Origin of the sequence: Paenarthrobacter sp. TE4293, assembly GCF_050435325.1 — a bacterium.
Classification (GTDB): Bacteria; Actinomycetota; Actinomycetes; order Actinomycetales; family Micrococcaceae; genus Arthrobacter; species Arthrobacter nitroguajacolicus_C.
Map to the genome: position 1 here is coordinate 171,953 of NZ_JBNJRY010000008.1, position 19,746 is coordinate 191,698.

The 19,746-nt window shown below is 64.6% G+C and carries 17 protein-coding genes; 5 read left to right on the top strand and 12 right to left on the bottom strand.

What is annotated here, in order from left to right:
• Nucleotides 1-10: 10 nt before the first annotated feature.
• From QF015_RS16995 to QF015_RS17005, 3 genes are read right to left on the bottom strand one after another with little or no spacing between them, the layout of a single operon-like run.
• Nucleotides 11-1,852, bottom strand: coding sequence for an FG-GAP-like repeat-containing protein (locus tag QF015_RS16995; RefSeq protein WP_429390245.1), 1,842 nt, complete (start codon nt 1,850-1,852; stop codon nt 11-13).
• 15 nt (nt 1,853-1,867) lie between these two features.
• Entirely contained in the window at nt 1,868-3,010 is a 1,143-nt protein-coding gene (locus QF015_RS17000) for an FG-GAP repeat domain-containing protein (RefSeq protein ID WP_429390246.1), read from the bottom strand.
• Nucleotides 3,011-3,061: 51 nt separating this feature from the next.
• The gene (locus QF015_RS17005; RefSeq protein WP_429390247.1) at nt 3,062-4,189 is read right to left on the bottom strand and encodes an FG-GAP repeat domain-containing protein; all 1,128 of its coding nucleotides are present in this window, start codon (nt 4,187-4,189) and stop codon (nt 3,062-3,064) included.
• Nucleotides 4,190-4,395: 206 nt separating this feature from the next.
• Here QF015_RS17005 and QF015_RS17010 point away from each other — a divergent pair, with 206 nt between their 5' ends.
• Both QF015_RS17010 and QF015_RS17015 read left to right on the top strand, forming a co-directional pair.
• Nucleotides 4,396-5,004, top strand: coding sequence for a TetR/AcrR family transcriptional regulator (locus QF015_RS17010; protein ID WP_310207288.1), 609 nt, complete (start codon nt 4,396-4,398; stop codon nt 5,002-5,004).
• 277 nt (nt 5,005-5,281) lie between these two features.
• Entirely contained in the window at nt 5,282-6,472 is a 1,191-nt protein-coding gene (locus QF015_RS17015; protein WP_429390248.1) for an NAD(P)-dependent malic enzyme, read from the top strand.
• A gap of 84 nt (nt 6,473-6,556) precedes the next feature.
• On the opposite strand, the gene QF015_RS17020 is transcribed toward QF015_RS17015, so the two are convergent.
• Nucleotides 6,557-7,453 carry a LysR family transcriptional regulator gene (locus QF015_RS17020; protein WP_310207282.1) on the bottom strand — a complete coding sequence of 299 codons (897 nt, stop codon included), beginning with the start codon at nt 7,451-7,453 and terminating at the stop codon, nt 6,557-6,559.
• Nucleotides 7,454-7,572: 119 nt separating this feature from the next.
• Between QF015_RS17020 and QF015_RS17025 the strand changes: the two genes are divergently transcribed.
• Nucleotides 7,573-8,274: a type 1 glutamine amidotransferase domain-containing protein gene (locus tag QF015_RS17025; RefSeq protein ID WP_429390249.1), complete on the top strand. Its 702-nt coding sequence runs from the start codon at nt 7,573-7,575 to the stop codon at nt 8,272-8,274.
• Nucleotides 8,275-8,349: 75 nt separating this feature from the next.
• A complete protein-coding gene (locus QF015_RS17030; RefSeq protein WP_310207276.1) occupies nt 8,350-8,853 on the top strand; it encodes a DUF456 domain-containing protein in 504 nt (167 codons plus the stop codon).
• Between the two features lie 108 nt (nt 8,854-8,961).
• On the opposite strand, the gene purU is transcribed toward QF015_RS17030, so the two are convergent.
• Genes purU through glyA form a run of 7 tightly spaced genes read right to left on the bottom strand, consistent with a single transcriptional unit; the run spans nt 8,962 to nt 17,922 of the window.
• Nucleotides 8,962-9,861 carry a formyltetrahydrofolate deformylase gene (purU, locus tag QF015_RS17035; protein ID WP_310207273.1) on the bottom strand — a complete coding sequence of 300 codons (900 nt, stop codon included), beginning with the start codon at nt 9,859-9,861 and terminating at the stop codon, nt 8,962-8,964.
• Between the two features lie 2 nt (nt 9,862-9,863).
• On the bottom strand, nt 9,864-11,255 hold the full coding sequence (locus QF015_RS17040) for an L-serine ammonia-lyase (protein WP_429390250.1): 1,392 nt from the start codon (nt 11,253-11,255) through the stop codon (nt 9,864-9,866).
• A complete protein-coding gene (locus QF015_RS17045) occupies nt 11,255-11,914 on the bottom strand; it encodes a sarcosine oxidase subunit gamma (protein WP_310207267.1) in 660 nt (219 codons plus the stop codon). Before QF015_RS17045 ends, QF015_RS17040 begins: the two co-directional genes overlap by 1 nt.
• Complete coding sequence (locus tag QF015_RS17050) at nt 11,907-14,852, bottom strand: sarcosine oxidase subunit alpha family protein (RefSeq protein ID WP_429390251.1); 2,946 nt, start codon at nt 14,850-14,852, stop codon at nt 11,907-11,909. The genes QF015_RS17045 and QF015_RS17050 overlap by 8 nt, the downstream gene beginning before the upstream one ends.
• Nucleotides 14,849-15,295 carry a sarcosine oxidase subunit delta gene (locus QF015_RS17055; protein WP_310207261.1) on the bottom strand — a complete coding sequence of 149 codons (447 nt, stop codon included), beginning with the start codon at nt 15,293-15,295 and terminating at the stop codon, nt 14,849-14,851. Before QF015_RS17055 ends, QF015_RS17050 begins: the two co-directional genes overlap by 4 nt.
• A gap of 21 nt (nt 15,296-15,316) precedes the next feature.
• Nucleotides 15,317-16,537: a sarcosine oxidase subunit beta family protein gene (locus QF015_RS17060; RefSeq protein WP_310207258.1), complete on the bottom strand. Its 1,221-nt coding sequence runs from the start codon at nt 16,535-16,537 to the stop codon at nt 15,317-15,319.
• Nucleotides 16,534-17,922 (bottom strand): serine hydroxymethyltransferase, encoded by a 1,389-nt coding sequence (gene glyA / locus QF015_RS17065; protein WP_429390252.1) that lies wholly within the window; start codon nt 17,920-17,922, stop codon nt 16,534-16,536. The genes QF015_RS17060 and glyA overlap by 4 nt, the downstream gene beginning before the upstream one ends.
• Nucleotides 17,923-18,074: 152 nt before the next feature.
• Between glyA and QF015_RS17070 the strand changes: the two genes are divergently transcribed.
• Nucleotides 18,075-18,746: a GntR family transcriptional regulator gene (locus QF015_RS17070; RefSeq protein ID WP_310207252.1), complete on the top strand. Its 672-nt coding sequence runs from the start codon at nt 18,075-18,077 to the stop codon at nt 18,744-18,746.
• 439 nt (nt 18,747-19,185) lie between these two features.
• Here QF015_RS17070 and QF015_RS17075 read toward each other — a convergent pair whose 3' ends face one another.
• Nucleotides 19,186-19,662, bottom strand: a complete 477-nt coding sequence (locus QF015_RS17075; protein WP_310207249.1) for a DUF4383 domain-containing protein — start codon at nt 19,660-19,662, stop codon at nt 19,186-19,188.
• Nucleotides 19,663-19,746: the final 84 nt, after the last annotated feature.

Sequence of the window (19,746 nt, forward strand, 5' to 3'; positions counted from 1 at the left end):
CGAAATCGGCTTAGAACACTGCGGTGAACCCGCCCCAGCCCCAGCCAACCACGCCGGCGCCTTTCCATCCGCCGCTGCCATTGCCGTAGTACATGGTCAGCTGTCCGGCGGAGTCGATGGCCCACACGTCGTTATAGCCGTCACCGTTGAAATCTCCTGCGCCGCCGATGCGCGTCATGACATTCCAGCCAATACCGACGGCCCGGGAAGTCGTCCACCCGCCGCTGCCGTTGCCGCCGTAGAGCCGGAGGTTCCCGGCACTGTCGCGGCCCATGACGTCGGGGTTGCCGTCTCCGTCGAAGTCGCCGGGCGAAAAGACCTGGCTGAGGGCATCCCAGCCCTGGCCAACGGCGCCGGGGGAGCGGAAACCGCCGGCACCGTTACCGGGATAGAGCACCAGCGCACCCGCAGGAGTCTTGGCCAGGAGATCGTTGTTGCCATCCCCCGAGAAATCACCGGCCGCGACGACGGAGTCAAAGATGTCCCAGCCCCATCCGACTTCCCTGCGCGGCAGCCAGCCGCCGGTCCCGTTGCCCGGATAGAGGAACAGGGTGCCGGCATCATCCCGTGCCAGTACGTCGTTGAAGCCATCGCCGTTGAAATCGCCGGCGTTGAACACGAGATCAAAGCCGTCCCAGCCGTATCCGATCGTCTTCGCTGCTTGCCAGCGTCCGGCGCCGTCCGTCGGGTAGAGGAGCAGGTTCGCCGCTGTGTTCCGGGCGAACAGATCCAAGGAGGCACCGGCGTCGAAACCTGCTGTGTGGGCTTTGTTCCGCACCACCGTGCGGCTGAAGACCGTAAACGGCCGCGTTGCCGTGGCTGGATTGCCGGCCTGGACTACCGCACGGAAGCCGACGACGGCGCCACGGTCCGCGGCGGTCAGCGTATAGGTTTTGGTGGTGGCACCGTTGATCGGGGTACCGTTCCGCACCCATTCGTACTTGACGCTGACGGAGCCGCCGGCTGTTCCGGTGGAGACGCTGCCCTCGGTGAAAACCCCTGTGAGTTTCTCGCCCACCGTCAGCTTGCCTTGGAGCGTCGGAGCGGTCGCGGTGATGGGGGACGTGGGCGTGAGCGGCAGCGAGGACGCCGGCACAGCCCGGTATCCTGCCTTCGTGGCCGTGACCCTCACTGACAGCGTCTGGTCGAGATCGGCCTCAGCTACCCGGTAGTTGTTGACGGTCGCGCCGGGGATGGGCTGGCCGTTCCGCAGCCACTGATAAGCGAATCCGGTGGGCGGGTAGGTCCACGTGCCGTTGTCCGTGGTGAGCACTTGGTCGTAGCGGGCCACACCCGATACGACGGGGGGCTTGGTATTGGGATTGTCTATCAGCGGGAAGTTGGGGTTGTTGACGGAGAAGTCGACGGCGTCGAGGGCGCCGGGCCGTTGGGTCGGCGCTTCGAGGCCCTGGCTGAGGAAGAGGATATTACCGTCGCGGCCATAGCGGACGGATCCCTGCCCGGAGGGTAGGACGATGTTGACGCTCAGGAGTTTGTACCTCCCCGTTCGCTTGAACGCGCTGCCATTCACCGGCACTTTGGCTTGGGCGCTGTAGGGCCCCGGAGCTTGGCTGGCGGGTCCGTAAAGAATGGCCTGCTCCAACGTGTCCTCGTTGACGTAGGCGAAGCCCACTTCCTGGGCGGGACCGCTCAGTGTGAAAGAGAGGGAGATGGTATTGCCGGGGACCACTGTTGCGGGGGACGTCCGCGTCACCACGGTGGGCAGTGGCGCAGGTCCTGCCGCAGTGGCGCGGGGAGAAGGAACAGCGATGGTGAGGGCGGCGCATAAAAGGGCGGCCAGGAGGAGATGAAAACCCAGCCGCACCGGGCGTGCGGAAGAACGACGTGTCATGCTTTCCCCCATTCCTTAGAAGACCGCGTTGAATCCGCCCCAGCCCCAACCGATGGCACCTGCGCCATTCCAGCCGCCGTCGCCGTCACCGTAGTAGGCAAGCAGTTGGCCTGAGCCGTCCACTGCGTAGACGTCCACGTTGCCGTCAATGTCTCCAGCAGAGCCGATGGTGGACATGCCGCCCCAACCCTGGCCTACCACCGCCATACCTGCCCAACCGCCGGACCCATTGCCCTTGTACAGGCGCAAGGCTCCTGCGGTGTCTCTGGCCAGGACATCGACGTTGTGATCGCCGTTGAAATCGCCGGGCGTGACAATCTTGTTGACGACGTTCCAGCCGCTGCCCACCACGGAACGGGTGAGCCAGCCGCCGTTGCCGTTGCCGGGGTAGAGATAGAGGAGACCGCCGGCGTCGCGGGCCAGGAGGTCGTTGCTGCCGTCTCCGTTGAAGTCGCCGGGGGAAACGATCGACGTGAAGGCGTTCCAGCCGCTGCCCACCTGGCGTCCGGCGAGGAAGCCGCCATTGCCGGTGCCCGCGTAGAGGAAGAGGTTGCCGGCGGAATCCTTGGCCAGGATGTCATTGGCGCCATCACCGTTGAAGTCGCCGGGGGAGACGATGGTTCCGAAGCCGTTCCAGCCCGGTCCCACTGTCCTGGCCGCTTCCCAGGTGTTGTCTACACGCGGATACAGCATGAGGGTGCCGTCGGCGCGGCGGGCGAGCAGTTCATGGGCGCCGCGCCCGGTGAAGCCGTTCGCCCTGTTGGAAGCGGAAACCGGGGCAGTCTCATCGCTGGAGACTTCCAGCGGCTCGCAACCGTTCTGGCTGGCGACGACGTGGGCGGCGATGGTCGTGCCGCGATCTGATTCATCGAGCGTGTAGGTCCACCAGGCCGGGTGGTCCTGGGCTCGAACGCCGTCGCGGGTCCAATAGATCTGGTAGTCCGGACCTGCAGCAGCGCCGCAGCCACGGTAGGAAGCCGGATCGATCTCAAGGGTGAGCGTTGAGCCAACGAACGGTGCACCGTGAATTACCGGATCCGAGGGGTCCATGGTTGCCATGGCCGGTGCCGGCGCTAAGGCCAGTGCGGCCACGACAGCCGCTGCAATACCAGCCACCACTCGGCGCACACCTGACGTAGGGCGCTTTGGTGCGTTCATGATGTCCTCCCCAGACTTTATGCGGCTAATTCTACCGCGGCTGGGATTTCTCTAGAAGATCGCTGTGAAACCGCCCCAACCATTACCTGCGACGTCGGACCCCCGCCATCCGGTACGACCATTGCCGTAATAGATCACCAAGCGGCCCTGTTGATCGACGCCGTACACGTCGTTGAAGCCGTCGTTGTCGAAATCTCCGGCCGCGCCCGCTGCTTTCAACGCGTTCCATCCGACCCCGATCAGCCATGACCTGGTCCAACCGCCGGCTCCGTTGCCCCCGTAGAAGTACAGGTAGCCGCTGCGGTCCCGTGCCAGCACATCCACGTTGCCGTCACCGTTGAAGTCCCCAGGCGTCAGCAGCGCGTCCATCACCTGCCAGCCCTGCCCGACGACGGTCCTTGCCAACCAGCCTCCGGAACCGTTGCCCGGGTACAGGTAGAGGGTGCCGCCGGGATCGCGGGCAAGGACATCGTTGTGGCCGTCGCCGTTGAAGTCACCGGGCCCGACGATGGTGTCAAAGATGTTCCAGCCCTTGCCAATGGTCTGTGCCGGTTTCCATCCACCGGTTCCATCCCCTGCGTAGAGGTACAGGGTTCCAGCGGCATCCCGTGCGATGACATCGCCCTTGCCATCGCCGTTGAAGTCTCCGGGGGAGAAGGTCAGATTGAAAATGTTCCAGCCCCACCCCACAGTCCGGGCGGCGTCCCAGGCGTTGCCTTGACGGCGGTAGAGGTTCAACGCGCCGTCGCTGGCGCGGGCCAGCAGCTCGAAGCTCCGGCCGGTGAAGCCCGCCGCGCGGTTGGCCGCCCCCACGGGTTTGGTTTCGTTGCTGTGCAACGACTCCCCGCCGCAGGCTGTTTTGCTGGCAGTGACGTGGACGGCCATCCTGGCCCCGGTGTCGTCAGACTGCAGGGCGTAGGTCCGTGCCGTTTCGCCGGCCACCAGGAATCCGTCCCGGGTCCAGTAGATGGTGAAGTCCGGGCCCTTGCCGCCTCCGCAGCCGTAGAACGTGTACGGCCCGATGTCCGCAGACAGCTTCTGGCCGACGAACGCTTCTCCGCTGAGGACGGGGTCGGGTCCACTGCTTGTAGCGGCCGACGCCGGCAAGGGGCTCAGTGCCATGGCCGCCACAGCGGCGGTCAGCAGCGCCGCTGCCATCCGGCGTCGAAATGTCCCCATGTATACGTTCCTTCCGTGAGCAGCAAACCTGCATGCAGTGTATGTGCGCGGAACGCCAATGACAGGGAGCGCCGTGCGCTCTTCATGTCAGGCGGGCTCTCAGGAAACGGTCATTTAGCTCCCGTATCATTGATGCGATCGGCCAGCCACGGGTCTTTGACCCCAGCCGGCCGCTTCCTTGTCAGCCTGCCAAGAGATCGCCGGAAATGCCCGTATCAAACTCACTGGAACCGTACTCCCTTGACCTGACCACGGGGTTGCCCCGTATGGCTGCCGCGCCGACAACCCCGCGGCAGCAGCTGCGCTATGCCCGCATCCTGAAAACGGCGGCCGGCTTCGCCCAGCGGCAATTCGATACCTTGAGCCTCTCCGACGTCGCCGCCCGGGCAGACATCCCTCTCGGCACGCTGTACCGTTACTTCCCCTCCACCGCGCACCTGATGCTCGCCGTCTACAGGCAGCAGTTGAGGGAGCTCCGCGACGGTGTCCGTCGCCGGGAAGGCAAGGGGCACGCGTTGGCGGGTCTGATGATGGAGATCTTCCACCTGAGGGTCATGCAACCTGGCGTGGAGCACTGCCTCATTCGTCCTGCCGGGAAAGACGATGACACCGCGCAGCTGCTACGGGAGATTGATGCGCTGTCCGAGGAGGTGGTGGGCTCGCTGAGCAAGGACACCGGCAAGGATTCGGTGCGGGCAAGAATTCTGCTGCATTTGGTGAGCGGCCTTGTCCAGGCGGTTCGGTGCCGCCGCTTGTCGCTGTTCGAAGCGGAGAAAGACCTGAAGAAGGCCTGTTCTCTGCTGACTGGTGAGTAATGAACACGGGCGTTGGTCTAGACCGGTGCGGTCCATGAACGCGGTTTTTCGCATGACGTAGATCACATTTGGGACTGGTTGAACGTTTTACTCTCGAATCGTCTCTTTTGGTATTGAATCTTGTACCTCCCTGCACTCCCTAGGCTGGAAACACCGAAGCGGCTAGCAGCCCCTACCTGCAGAAGCAACGCCGGACCAGCCACCCTTGGTCCGCCAGCAGTTCTGTTCCTGCCCGAACCATGCCGTGGGTCCACGGCTAGCCTGAGGAGACAAAGACGTGTCCATCGAGACAATTGCTACAGACAACGACGCCCTGGTACTGACCGAAGAAGAGATCTTCGCAGCCCATGAAGGCGGCAAGCTGACCATTTCCAGCACCGTTCCACTGAACAACAAGCGGGACCTCTCCATCGCCTACACCCCGGGTGTAGCGCAGGTCAGCCGCGCGATCCACGCCGACCCCAAGCTGGCACGCACGCACACATGGGCCGAGCGCCTGGTTGTCGTCGTGAGCGACGGCACCGCCGTCCTGGGCCTGGGTAACATCGGGCCGAGCGCCTCCCTGCCTGTCATGGAGGGCAAGTCGGCTCTTTTCAAGTCCTTCGGGGACCTCGACTCCATCCCGCTGGTGCTCAACACCACTGACGTTGACGAAATCATCGAGACCCTGGTTCGTCTCCGTCCCAGCTTCGGCGCCGTCAACCTCGAGGACATTTCGGCCCCCCGCTGCTTCGAACTCGAAGAGCGCCTCATCGAAGCCCTCGATTGCCCGGTCATGCACGACGACCAGCACGGCACCGCCGTCGTTGTTCTCGCAGCCCTGACCAACGCCGCCAAGGTGACCAAGCGCGAACTCGCCGGCCTCAAGGTTGTCGTCTCCGGCGCCGGTGCCGCAGGCATCGCCATCGCCGAGATCCTCCTCGCCGTGGGCATCAAGGACGTCATCCTGCTCGACTCCAAGGGCGTGGTCAATGCCGACCGTGCAGACCTCGTGGCCGACCCCGGCAGTGTCAAGGCCCGCATGGCCCAGCGCACCAACCCCCGCGGCATCTCCGGCGGTCCGGGCGAAGGACTGACGGGTGCTGATGTCTTCGTGGGCGTCTCTTCCTCCAAGCTGGACGAAGAGCACCTGAAACTCATGAATGACCAGTCCATCGTGTTCGCGCTGTCCAACCCGGACCCGGAAGTCCTTCCCGAGGTTGCCCAGAAGTACGCAGCCGTTGTTGCCACCGGCCGCAGCGACTTCCCGAACCAGATCAACAACGTCCTGGCGTTCCCGGGCATCTTCCGCGGCGCACTCGATGCCAAGGCCCGCAGGATCACGCCCGCCATGAAGATCGCGGCTGCCAACGCCATCGCTGAGCTGGCCGCAGAGGACCTCTCGGCCGATTACATCGTGCCGAGCCCGTTGGATGCCCGCGTGGCACCGGCCGTCACCGCGGCAGTTGCGGCTGCCGTAGCCGAGTAGCGGCAAGCTACGAAAGACCGACGACGGCGACGCCTCCCGTGCTGGGGAGCGTCGCCGTCGTTCTCCTTTTAAGGACGCCGCGGCTCAGGATCCCGCTACCCGCTGGATGGCGGAAGCGAGGGAGCGCAACTGGGGCTTGCGGTCGAGGTCGCCGGTGCGGGTAGCCAGGTACACAGTGTTAAGGGGCGCGAACCCGGGTGTGTGCAGGATGGTGAGGGCCCCGGAGGTGAGGTCGTCTTCCACCAGGTACCGCGGCAAGGCGGACATTCCCGCGCCGGCCATGACGGCAGCGCGAACGCCGCGAAGATCGGGGACGATGCAGATGGTCCGGAGATCATCCGGGCGTCGATCGAAGACGGTCCTCCAGTACCGCCGAACGATGGGCAGGTTCTCGGCGTAGGCCACTACCGGGATGCCGGACAACTCCACGTCGGCCGGTGCGGCGCCGGTGATGCGTTCGTTCCAAGCCGGCGCGGCCACCAGGACGAATTCCTCGTCGAAGAGCGGAATGCCGCTGACGCCCTGCACCCTCGGCCTGACGGCGCTTACCACGATGTCCAAATCGCCGGACCGCAAGTCCTCAAGCAAGTCGTCCACCAAACCAAACCTGATCCGCAGCCCGGTCCCTATGGTTTCAATGAGCTCCGGGGTATGGGGCAGAAGCCTGGCCGTGATGAACTCCGCCGGACCACCGACGTGGATTGACTCGTGAACGCCGGACAGGGAAGACATAAAGGCTAGGTCGTCCAGTGCATCAATGTGCGGGCCGACATCGCGGGCAAGGCCGTCAGCCCTGGGTGTCGGGGTGACGCCCGACGGGTTCCGTTCAAAGAGGCGCATGCCCAGGGTCTGCTCCAGGGAATGAACATGGGTGGATGCCGTGGGCTGTGAAATGCCGAGCATTCTTGCGCCCTCGGTCAGGGACCCCACGCGGTAAACCGTGAGGAACGTGCGCAGGTGCTCCAGGTTGTGAGTGGCCATCGGTGCAATCTTCGCATGGGGAGGTCCAAGGATTTCCAATGGGGGCCACAGCTTTTTCCATGCAGGACCGGATGGTGGCTGGGGCAGTATCGGGGGACTACCCGACGAAAGGAAACCTCATGTCCAGCATTCTTATGGTCGTATCAGCCGCCGATTCCCTCGAACTTGCCGATGGTACCCAGCACCCCACGGGCGTCTGGGCCGAGGAACTGGTGGTGGCCCATCAGGCCCTCAAAACCTCCGGTGCCGAGATCACCATCGCCAGCCCGGGTGGAAAGAAGCCCACTGTGGACCCCGGTTCATTGAACCCGGACATCGTGGGGGACGCGGAGAAGGTCCAGGAGTTCAAGCAGTACCTTGCGGACATCGAGGGCGAACTTGAGGCACCCGAGTCTTTGGATTCAGTGAACGTAGCCGACTTTGATGCCGTGGTTCTCCCCGGTGGCCATGGACCGATGGCAGACCTGGCCACGGACGCCGATCTGGGTGCCCTGCTGATTCAGGCCAATGACTCCGGCACGATCATCGCTCCCTTCTGCCACGGACCGGCCGGCCTGCTCAGTGCCACCGCCCCGGACGGGAGCTTTGCCTTCGCCGGCCGCCGGCTGACGGTGTTCACGGATGAAGAAGAACTGACGGGCGGCACAGGTGAGAACACTCCGTGGCTGGTGGCCACCACCCTTGCAGAGCGCGGCGCCGTAGTGAAGTCCGGCCCGGCGTGGGGCAGTTACGTGGTCCGCGACCGCAACCTCATCAGCGGCCAAAACCCGCAGTCCAGCGAAGCCGTGGCAGCTGCCGTTGTCGCGGCGCTCGCCGAGTAGGCACCGCTTACGGTGACCCACGACCACCACGAGGTGGACCCTTGCCGATGACAAACCGCACCTAGACTGAGGATCATGAACGCCGAACTCATCGTGACCATCCTGTGTGGCCTGGCCATTGCAGTGGGGGTGGCCGGAACCATCATTCCCGTCCTTCCAGGCAGCATCCTCATTGGCGCAAGCCTCTTGGCCTGGGCCATCTGGGGAGGTGCTGGTCCGCTCGGTTGGGTGATTTTCGCCGTCGGCATGCTGTTTGTGGTGGCCGGCATGGCCGCCAGCGCTGTGCTCACCGGACGCAAGCTGAAACAGCACGGTATCCCCAACCGGTCGGTACTGATTGGTGTGGTCCTGGGAGTCGTGGGCATGTTCGTGATTCCCGTGGTGGGGCTGTTTGTGGGGTTCGCCGTCGGGCTGCTTCTCAGCGAGGTGCAGCGAACGCGCGACTTCCGCACGGCCGTCCGTTCCAGCGGAGCTGCTCTCAAGGCCACCGGCATCGGGATCCTGGTGGAGTTCGGACTGGCGTGTGCCGCGGCAAGTACGTGGATCATCGGAGTGTGGATCAACGCCGTCAACGGCTAGGCCCCTCAGGACGGGCGTCCTTAAACAGCCAATTCGACGGCTCGCTGCGCATTCGACGGCTCAAACCGTCTATAGCGCAGCAAGCCGTCGAATCGGGTAAGCAATGCCCTACTTCAACACGATCGTCCTGTTCCCATTCAGGATGATCCGCCCCTCGCAGTGCCAGCGAACGGCGTTGCTGAGGGCCTTGCATTCGGTGTCCCGGCCGGCGGCTACGAGATCGTCCGGCCCGAACGTGTGGTCCACTTCCACTACCTGCTGGGCGATGATGGGACCTTCATCCAACTCGCCGTTCACGTAGTGGGCAGTGGCGCCCACAGTTTTCACCCCACGCGCGTACGCCTGGTGGTAGGGCTTGGCACCCTTGAAACTGGGCAGGAACGAATGGTGGATGTTGATCGCGCGCCCGTCCAGCTTGCGGGCGAGGTCGTCGCTGAGGACCTGCATATAGCGGGCCAGGACAATGAGTTCCACGTCCAGTTCATCGATGATCTTCAGCAAGCGGCCCTCGGCTGCCGGTTTGGTGGCTGCCGTGACAGGGATGTGGAAGAACGGGATCCCGTGCCACTCCGCCAAACCCTGGTGGTCGGTGTGGTTGGAAACGACGCCCACCACATCGATGGGGAGCTCTCCGATCCGTGCGCGGAACAGGAGGTCGTTCAGGCAGTGCCCGAACTTGGAGACCATGATCAGCACACGACGCTTGTAGCCCTGCTGCTCCAGCTGCCAGTTCATGCCGTACTTCTCGCCAACGGGAGAGAACGCAGAACGCAACTCATCAACAGTGGAGGCATCGCCGTCGGACGCGAAGTGGACCCGCATGAAGAAGTGGCCCTCGGCACGGTCGCCGAACTGCTTGTTGTCGATAATGTCGCAGCCGTGGTCCAGCAGGAAGCCGGAGACGGCGTGCACGATCCCGGGGCCCTCGGGGCAGTCCAGGGTGAGGACGTGTTCCACGGTCGTTTCCGAAGAAGAACCGGTAACAGTTTCAGTTTGGATGGCAGTCATGGCTAGCACTCCACTACGTTGACGGCGAGGCCCCCACGGGAGGTCTCCTTGTACTTGGATTTCATGTCGGCGCCGGTCTCGCGCATGGTCTTGATGGCTTTGTCCAGGGAAACTTTGTGGCTGCCATCGCCGTGCAGGGCAAGGCGGGCAGCGTTGATGGCTTTGACGCTGGCGATCGCGTTGCGTTCGATGCACGGGATCTGCACCAGGCCGCCCACGGGATCGCAGGTGAGGCCCAGGTTGTGTTCGATGCCCACTTCCGCGGCGTTTTCCACTTGTTCCGGCGTTCCGCCCAGGACTTCGCAGAGGCCGGCAGCGGCCATCGAACAGGCAGAACCGACCTCGCCTTGGCAGCCGACCTCGGCGCCGGAGATGGACGCGTTGATCTTGAACAGGATTCCGACGGCGGCCGCCGCCAGCAGGAAGCGCACGACACCGTCGTCGTTGGCTCCCGGAACAAACTTGGTGTAGTAGTGCAGCACCGCCGGGACGATTCCGGCAGCACCATTGGTAGGTGCGGTGACGATCCTGCCACCCGCGGCGTTCTCCTCGTTCACGGCCAGGGCGAACAGGTTCACCCATTCCATGGCGAGGAGTGGGTCGGCCGAGTTCGCACCTTTCAGGTCTGCGTTCGTTTCGGAAAGCTTCTTGAACAACGACGGCGCCCGTCGCCTGACCTTCAAACCTCCGGGCAGGATTCCCTCGGCTGAGCAGCCGTTGTCCACGCATTCCTGCATGACGGCCCAAATGCCCAGCAGTTTTTCCCGGAGCTCCTCTTCAGAGCGCCACACGAGCTCGTTGGCCAGCATGATGTCCGAGATCGACTTGCCCTCGCGCTCGCAGATGGCCAGCAACTCGTCCGCAGTGGTGAAGGGGTAGGGGAGGACGGTCTCGTCTGCGACAACCTTGTCGGCACCGGAGACGTCTCCATCCACGACGAAGCCGCCACCGATGGAGTAGTAACTGCGTTCCCGTAGCACGCTGCCCGTGTGGTCCAAGGCTCGGAACGTCATGCCATTGGGGTGGGCCGGCAGCGACTTGCGGCGGTGGAGGACCACGTCCTCGTCCCAGTTGAAGTCCACCCGGTGGTTTCCGCCCAGGCGCAGTTCGGCATCAAGTGCCGCGGCCGCCACCTGGTCATCGGCCGTGTGGGTGTTCACAGTTTCGGGAGAGTGGCCTTGCAGCCCCAGCACCACGGCCTTGTCTGAGCCGTGGCCCCGGCCGGTGGCGCCCAGGGAGCCGAAGAGCTCAGCCTGGACGCGCACCGTAGCCGGAAGCTGGCCGGACGATTCAAGACCGTCCGTGAACTGCTTTGCCGCGCGCATCGGGCCCACCGTGTGGGAAGACGACGGCCCGATGCCAACAGAAAACAGATCAAGCACGCTCAGTGCCATCAGGGGACCTCAGGGGAGGCGTATTCCCGCATGGCGTCGAGGAGCCAGCGACCCAGGAAGTCGGCAAAGGAGGCCCGGGGAAAGATCCGGTAGCTGTCCTCCGAGGTCTTCCAGAGCATGACGGGGATGTGTGCGAGCTCCGTGGAGACCGCCGTGCCGGCTTTGAAAACGCGCGGGTGCAGGTCCAACGAGCAGGTCTTTTCCAGCACGGCGCGGGCGTGGCTGCCGGAGAGCTCGAACGTGGTGCGGTTGGCGGACAAGTCCACCACCTGGCCCGCGTCGCTGCCCAGCGCTGTCGTCAGATCGCTGACCAGGGATCCGCCCAGGGAATCGTGGGCTTCCTCCGGTGCGACCACCAGGAACTCGGTGGGGCCGAGCCACAGCGTGTTCACGGAACCCTTGTCTGAAACGGCGGCGCCCGTTACCTCACCGCACGTGGCAGGCAAGCCGCCGGTTACGGACGCAACCCGGGCACCGGCGTCGGACGTTCTGTTAACCCGGACGCCCACCATGGCCTGGTAGGGAATTTCGGTGAGTGTCACCGTTCCCGGCACGGAGCCGGAGGTGAAGGCGTCAGCCAGGTGCTCGGCCGGGCTGCGGCGGGCACCCCGGACGCGGTCGACGTGTGCGGTTTCTGCTGGTGTTGCTGTTTCAGCCATCTTTGCGGGTCCCTTCAGCATCGAAAAGTACGGTTTCGCCAACAACCACGTCCACCAGTTGGTCTCCCAGTGAGGCCACCAGGGTCTCGCCGATGCGGTTGCGGCCGTTGTGAATGAGTGCCAGGGCGAAGGAACGGCCCAGCGCGGCGCTGTGGTAACTGGAGGTCACGAAGCCCTCCATGGGGACGGGTCCGTTGGCCGGATTGACCGGGATGCCCTTTTCCACGAGCTGCGTGCCTTCCGGCAAGCGCAGCGAGTGGTCCACGGGAAGGACACTGACCAGGTGCTTGCGGTCCTCGCGGCTGGCGTCTTCCCGGAGGTAGGAACGCTTGCCGATGAAGTCCTTGGCCTTGGAAACGATCCAGTCCATGCCCGCGTCCTGCGGGGTGACCGTGCCGTCGGTGTCCTGCCCGACGATCGGGTAGCCCTTCTCGGCGCGGAGCACGTGCATGGTTTCCGTGCCGTAGGGGGTGATGTTGAACTCGGCACCTGCGGCGGCAACGGCTTCCCAGGTGTTGAGGCCGTACCAGGAAGGGACGTTGATTTCGTAGGCCAGCTCGCCGGAGAAGGAGATGCGGCAAACGCGTGCCTGCACTCCGGAGGCGAGCGTGGTCTCGCGGAAGGTCATGAACGGGAAGGCTTCAGCGTCCAGTCCGCCGTTTTCGGCGAGCTGGGGTGCGACCTTTGCGATCACGGCGCGGGACTTCGGCCCGACGACGGCGATGGTGCTCCACTGTTCGGTCACTGAGGTGAAGACCACATCGAGGTCCGGCCACTCCGTCTGGTGCCACTCTTCCAGCCAGTCCAACACCTTGGCAGCGCCGCCGGTGGTGGTGGTCATGAAGTAGCGGTCATCGTCCAGGCGCAGGGTCACGCCGTCGTCGAAGATCATGCCGTCGAGGGTGCACATGACGCCGTAGCGGGCGGATCCCGGAGCAAGCTTCTTGAACGCGTTGGTGTACACCCGGTTCAGGAATTCGCCCGCGTCCTTGCCTCGGATTTCGATCTTGCCCAGCGTGGTGGCGTCCATGAAGCCCACGGAATCGCGGACGGCTGCGCATTCACGCAGGACCGCGGTGTCCATGTCTTCTCCGGCCTGCGGGTAGTACCAGGGCCGCTTCCACTGTCCAACGTCTTCGAACAGTGCGCCCTGGGCAACGTGCCACGGGTGGATGGAGGTGACGCGGGCGGGGTCGAACAACTCACCACGCTGGCGACCGGCCAGGGCCGCAAAGGCCACCGGAGTGAACGGGGCACGGTAAGCGGTGGTTCCAATCTCGCCGACGCCGGGGATGCTTTCAGCGCCACCGAACTTCAGCGCCGCGGCAATGACGCCGATTGCGTTGACGCCCGATGTCTTGCCCTGGTCGTTGGCCGTGCTGATGGAGGTGTACCGCTTGACGTGTTCCACGGAGCGCATGCCCGCCCCGGTGGAGCGGAGGACGTCGGCCACGGACTGGTCGCGCTGGAAGTCGACGAAGTGGTGGTGCCACTCGCCGGGCTCGCCGCTCTGCCCGGGGACCAGCCAGAGCTGGCGGCTCGGAGCGCTCGCCACGGGAGCCTGCAGTTCTACCGGCGTGGTCGCGGACTCGAAGCCGGCAGCGATGGATGCTGCAGCTCCCGCCGAGATGCCCTCGGCCAGGCAGTCCTTGAGTTCGTAGCTGCCGCGGCCTGCGCCGGCAACCTGCTGGTCGCGGACGGGCTTGACGGGAATGAACGCTGCGAGCTCGTCGTCCCAACGCAGCTTGCCTTGGCGCTGGCTGTGGAGGTGGACCACCGGGCTCCAGCCACCGGAAACTGCCAGCAGATCGGCAGCCAGCTGTTCGACTCCTGAGGTGAGTTCGCCGTCGTCGTTAATGCTGCGGACGGTGACGCCATTCAGGCGGCCGGCCTCATCCGCGGACGTGTCTGCCACGGCGCTGCCGATGAGGACCCGGATACCGGACTCGACGGCGGCAGCGGCCTTGGCGCTGATCTGCGGACGGGCGTCGACGACGGCGGCAACCGCCACGCCTGCTGCCTTCAGGTCCGCGGCAAGTGCGTAAGCGGAGTCGTTGGTGGTGCTGATGACGACGCGGGAACCGGCTGCGACTGCATAGCGGTTCAGGTAGGTGCGGGCGGCCGAGGCGAGCATGATGCCTGGGCGGTCGTTGTTCTCGAACACCAACGGACGTTCGTGGGCGCCGGGAGCCAGGACAACCTGCTTGGCACGGATGTGCCAAATACGCTGGCGCGAGACACCCGATGCTGCCGGAACGCTGAGGTGGTCCGTGCGGTTCTGGGCTGCGATGAAGTAATTGGAGTCGTAGGAACCGAAGGCAGTGGTGCGGTTCAGGACCGTGCATTCAGCCGCGGAAACCAGTTCGGCTTCGACGTCTGCGACCCACTCGAGGGCCGGCTGGCCTTCGATCTGCTCGGCGAGCTCCGGCGCGGTGGAGCCGGAGAGCAACGAACCGCCGAGTTCGGGCTGGTCGTCGATCAGGATGACGCGGGCACCGGTGCGGACGGCTTCGCGGGCGGCAGCCAAACCGGCGATACCGCCGCCGACCACCAGGACGTCGGTGTGGACGTACTTCTTGTCGTACTCGGCCTTGTCCTCGTTGGCATCTAGCTTGCCCAAGCCGGAAAGGAGCTCAATGTTCATGCCATCCACCAGCGAAACCGCGGTGGCGGGAAGCATGGACTCGGCAACATGCCCTCGGAAGCGGGGGGCGATCTTGACCAGGGCGTTGGACTCTTCCACGCCGGCGGCCATGATGCCGCGGGGGCGGTCCTCATAGAGCGAGTTACCGGCGTTGATGTGGCCGTTCGCCAGCAACGCCGAAGCGATGGTGTCGCCCGGGTGGCCGGTGAATTCCTGGCCGTCCACGGTGAAGCGCCAAGAGATGCTGCGATCGATGCGTCCGCCGGTGGCGAGACGTGCGTTCTTGCTGGTCACTTCCAGACTCCTTCCGAGGAGGTGGGGGCGGTGGCGCCGGTGGTTGCGGCTCCGGGGGCGAGGCCTGGTTCGCCGGCCTGGCCGAAGTCACCGGCTTGGGTGAACTCGCCTGGCTGGTTCGGTTGGCTGTTGGGGCTGGTTCCGGCCGCCGCGCTGGCAGCGCTTGCCTGGAGGTCCGGGCGGGGCTGACCCATCGCGTAGATGGAGTGGATGTCATAACTCACGGTGTCGCGGAGCATGTTGAACCACTGCCGGCAGCCGGTGCTGTGGACCCAACGCTCAGCGAAGGTGCCCTTGGTGTTCTCTCGGTAGAACAGGTATTCAGCCCATTCGCGGTCCGTGAGGTCGTTCGGGTTCTCCGGGTAGGCGATGTGGGCCTGGCCGCCGTAGTGGAATTCGGTTTCGTCGCGTGGCCCGCAGTTGGGGCATGAAATGAGGAGCATGTCTTTCCTGTCCTGTGCTGGCTAGTGGGCTACGGCTGCGGCGCCGTGTTCGTCGATCAGGGCGCCGGTCTCGAAGCGTTCCAGTGCAAACGGCTTGTTCAGCTCGTGCGGAGCGCCGGTAGCAATGGTGTGCGCGAAGGTCAGGCCCGCCGCGGGAGTGCCCTTGAAGCCGCCGGTTCCCCAACCACAGTTGACGAACATGTTCTCCACGGGGCTCAGTCCCACGATCGGCGAGGCGTCCAGTGTGGTGTCCACAATGCCGCCCCAGGTCCGGAGCACGTGTGCCCGGGCGAAGATCGGGAAGAGCTCAACAGCTGCTGCCATCTGCTCCTCAATCACGTGGAAGGAACCGCGCTGGCCGTAGCCGTTGTAGGAGTCGACGCCGGCGCCCATCACCAGTTCGCCCTTGTGGGCCTGGGAGACGTAGACGTGGACGTGGTTGGACATGACGACTGTGGGGTGGACCGGCTCGTGCAGTTCGGACACCAGTGCCTGGAGCGGGTGCGACTGGATCGGCAGGCGGAAGCCGGCCATCTCGGCCAGGACCGAGCTGTGGCCGGCGGCGCAGAGGCCCACTTTTTCGGTGTTGATGGTTCCGCGGGTGGTCTGGACTCCAGTGACGCGGTTGCCGTCCTTGATGAAGCCGGTGACTTCGCAGTTCTGGATGATGTCAACGCCGAGTTCATCGCACTTGCGTGCGAAGGCCCACGCCACGTGGTCGTGCTTGGCGATGCCTGCGCGTGGCTGGTACGTAGCGCCCATGACGGGGTAGCGGATGTTGTCGCTGATGTTCAGGATGGGGCACAGTTCCTTGACCTGCTGCGGGTCCAGCCATTCGGCGTCGACACCGTTGAGGCGGTTGGCGCCCACGCGGCGAACGCTTTCGCGGACATCGCCCAGGGTGTGGGCGAGGTTCATGACGCCGCGCTGGCTGAACAGGAAGTCGTACTCAAGCTCCTCCGGGAGGATTTCCCAGAGCTTGAGGGCGTGCTCATAAATGGCCGCGCTCTCATCCCAGAGGTAGTTGGAGCGGATGATGGTGGTGTTGCGGGCCATGTTGCCACCGGCCAGCCAGCCCTTTTCCAGGATGGCGATGTTGGTCATGCCGTGGTTCTTGGCCAGGAAGTACGCGGTGGCCAGGCCGTGCCCGCCGCCGCCCACGATCACGGCGTCATAGCTCTTCTTCGGATCCGGGTTGCGCCAGAGGAAGTCCGGGTGCTCGGGGAGGTGGTCTGCACTCACTTGGCTGCTCCAATCAGTTCTGCTGCGGGCTCGGTTGCGGCGCCATTGCCAGTTCCGAGGTGCGGGTAAAGGGGGAACTTTTCCGCGAGTGCTGTGACGCGGTTGCGAAGTTCGACGGCGGTGGCCTCGTCCAGGGAGACGTCACCTTCGGTGCCTGTCTCTGAGCCCGTGGCTTTGGTGCCGCTGTTCGCTGCGGCGATCAACGCCGTCGCGATGATGTCCGAGACTTCGGTGAAGTCCTCAGCTTTGAAGCCGCGGGCGGCGAGGGCGGGAGTGCCGATGCGCAGGCCCGAGGAAACCATCGGCGGGCGGGGATCGAAGGGAACGGCGTTGCGGTTGACCGTGATGCCGATGCGGTGCAGCGTGTCTTCTGCCTGCTGGCCGTTAAGGACGGAGTGGCGAAGGTCGGCGAGGACCAGGTGGACGTCGGTTCCACCGCTGACCACGGAAATGCCGGCCGCGGCTACGTCGTCCTGCAGGAGGCGAGCGGCCAGTATCTTGGAACCCTCCAGCACGCGGACCTGGCGTTCCTGGAACTCCGGCTCGGCGGCCATCTTGAAAGCCACAGCCTTGGCTGCGATGACGTGCTCCAGCGGGCCGCCCTGCTGGCCGGGGAAGACAGCGGAGTTCACTTTCTTGGCGATGTCGGCGTCGTTGGTCAGGATCACGCCACCACGTGGGCCGCCAAGGGTCTTGTGGGTGGTGCTGGTGACGATGTGGGCGTGCGGGACCGGGCTGGGGTGCAAGCCGGCCGCGACCAGACCGGCGAAGTGGGCCATGTCCACCATGAGGTAGGCGCCCACCAGGTCCGCGATGCGGCGGAACTCAGCGAAGTCCAACTGCCGGGAGTACGCGGACCAGCCGGCGACGATCAGCTGCGGCTTGCTCTCGAGAGCGAGGCGCTCGACTTCGGCCATGTCTACGGTGTGGGTGTCCTCGCGGACGCCGTACGGCACAACCTTGTAGAGCTTGCCGGAGAAGTTGATGCGCATACCGTGGGTCAGGTGGCCGCCGTGGGCGAGGTTCAACCCCATGATCGTATCGCCAGGGGTGATCAGTGCGTGCATCGCCGAAGCGTTGGCCTGGGCGCCGGAGTGGGGCTGGACATTGGCGTATTCTGCGCCAAACAGGGCCTTCAAACGGTCGATGGCCAGCTGTTCGATCACATCAACGTGTTCGCAGCCGCCGTAGTAGCGCTTGCCCGGGTAGCCCTCAGCGTACTTGTTGGTCAGCACCGAGCCCTGGGCTTCCATGACGGCCGTGGGGGCGAAGTTCTCAGAGGCGATCATTTCCAGCGTGGACTGCTGGCGGATGAGTTCCTGGGCGATCGCCTGATCAACCTCCGGGTCCGCCTGTGCGAGCGGGCGGATCAGCGGTTCAACCATGGTGTTCTCCTTCGACGAATTGTCTAGTGGCCGACTGTTAGTCAACTGATATATTAGATCTATTGCCATAGTATGTTGGAGATCACATAGTCGTCAACAGGTCTTCGGTAACTCATCCAACAGACTGGTAAGACGACAACGGGGAGAGAGCCATGAACGCAGCTTTGGAAGCACTGGAATCACCTCCGCAGGGCACCTCCCTGGCGGAGAATGCCTACCTCCTGCTGCGCGACAGGCTCATCATGCTGGATATCAAACCCGGCGACCCCATCAACGACGGCCAGATCGCCGCCGAACTCGGCATTGGACGCACCCCTGTCCGGGAAGCCATCAAGAGACTCGAAAGCGACCATCTGGTGGTCTCCTATCCCCGACGCGGGACGTTCGCCACCGGCGTGGACATCACGCAGCTCGCGGAGGTCTCCGAGATCCGTGAGCTGTTGGAGCCGTTGGCCTCCCGTAAGGCCGCGCGCATGGCCAGTCCTGCGATGCGCTCGGAGCTCCGGGCCGTCGCAGCCGCAATCCGTGATCTTGAAGGCCAGGATGCCTCCTCCCAGGAACTCATGCGGTACGACATCCAGGTCCACCGGCTCATCTACAAGGCTTCGTCCAACGCGCACCTCGAAGACGTCCTGATCCGATACGACAACCTTGCCACCCGCATCTGGTGCCACATGCTCGAGAAGATGCCCTCCGTCTCCGGCCACATCTCCGAACACACCGATCTCCTCACGGCCATCGCCGACGGCGACGAAGACCGCGCCGCCGAGCTCGCCCTGCACCACGTGGTCAGCTTCGAAGAGACCATCCGCAAGGTGCTCTAGGCTTCGCTTTCTGGGTCCGTGGGCCTGACCCGAGCCCAGCCGCCTTCCGGCGTGGGCCTGACCCGAGGCCGGCCGCCTTCCGGCGTGGGCCTGACCCGAGCCCGGCCGCCTTCCGGCGTGGGCCTGGCCCCAGCCCGGCCGCCTTCCGGCGTGGGCCTGACCCCAGCCCGGCCGCCTTCCGGCGGCGGGGCCATCCTCTGCGCGCTCGCTCGTTCCTCGCTTAGACGCGCGCTGCCGGATGACCCCGCCCCCTCCCGACGCTCTCTCACCTTTCGCTGGTATTGGGCGGATGCTCTCTCACCTTTGGCGGGTTTGGGGCGGATGCTCTCTCACCTTTGGCGGTTGCGGGATGGCGGGGAAGGGCGCGTGGCACGAAAACGGCGGCCGTCCCCTCAAAGGGAGCGGTCGCCGTCGTTGTTCACATGAGTCGCGTGAAGGCTTACATCTTCCTCCGCGCTGTGGTCTCGTCCATGGCATCCCTGCCGAGCCAGGCGCCCAAACCGATCATGGCAACGCCGAGGATCAGGTGCAGCCAGTTGTCAGCCGTGTTGAACGGGACAAAGTTGGCGCCTGTTCCCTGGTTGATGACCAGGCCGTAGATCCAAAGAACGATGTACACGGCGCCGCCGCCCAGGAGGAACAGGCGGGCCATGCGTGCGTTCCTTGCCATGGCCAAGCCGGCCACGCCAAACAGCAGGTGAACGATGTTGTGGAGCACGGACACTTGGAAGACTCCAAGCAGCATGGCGCCGGATTCATGTCCCGCAAAGGTCATGGCGCCGTAATTGGTGGTGATTCCCGGGATGAAGCCCAGGACACCAACCAGCAGAAAAACAATGCCAACGCCCATGGCGGTGTTGCGAAGCGTCAACCCCATCATGTGGTGGTGTTCGGCGGGGTGCGAAGCGGTGGTCATCAAGTCCTCCCTTTCACGCGGTTAACCGGCTCTTCTCATGGAGAGCCGACCTGCGGCAAGGGGTGTCGCAAAAACCTTGCCGAC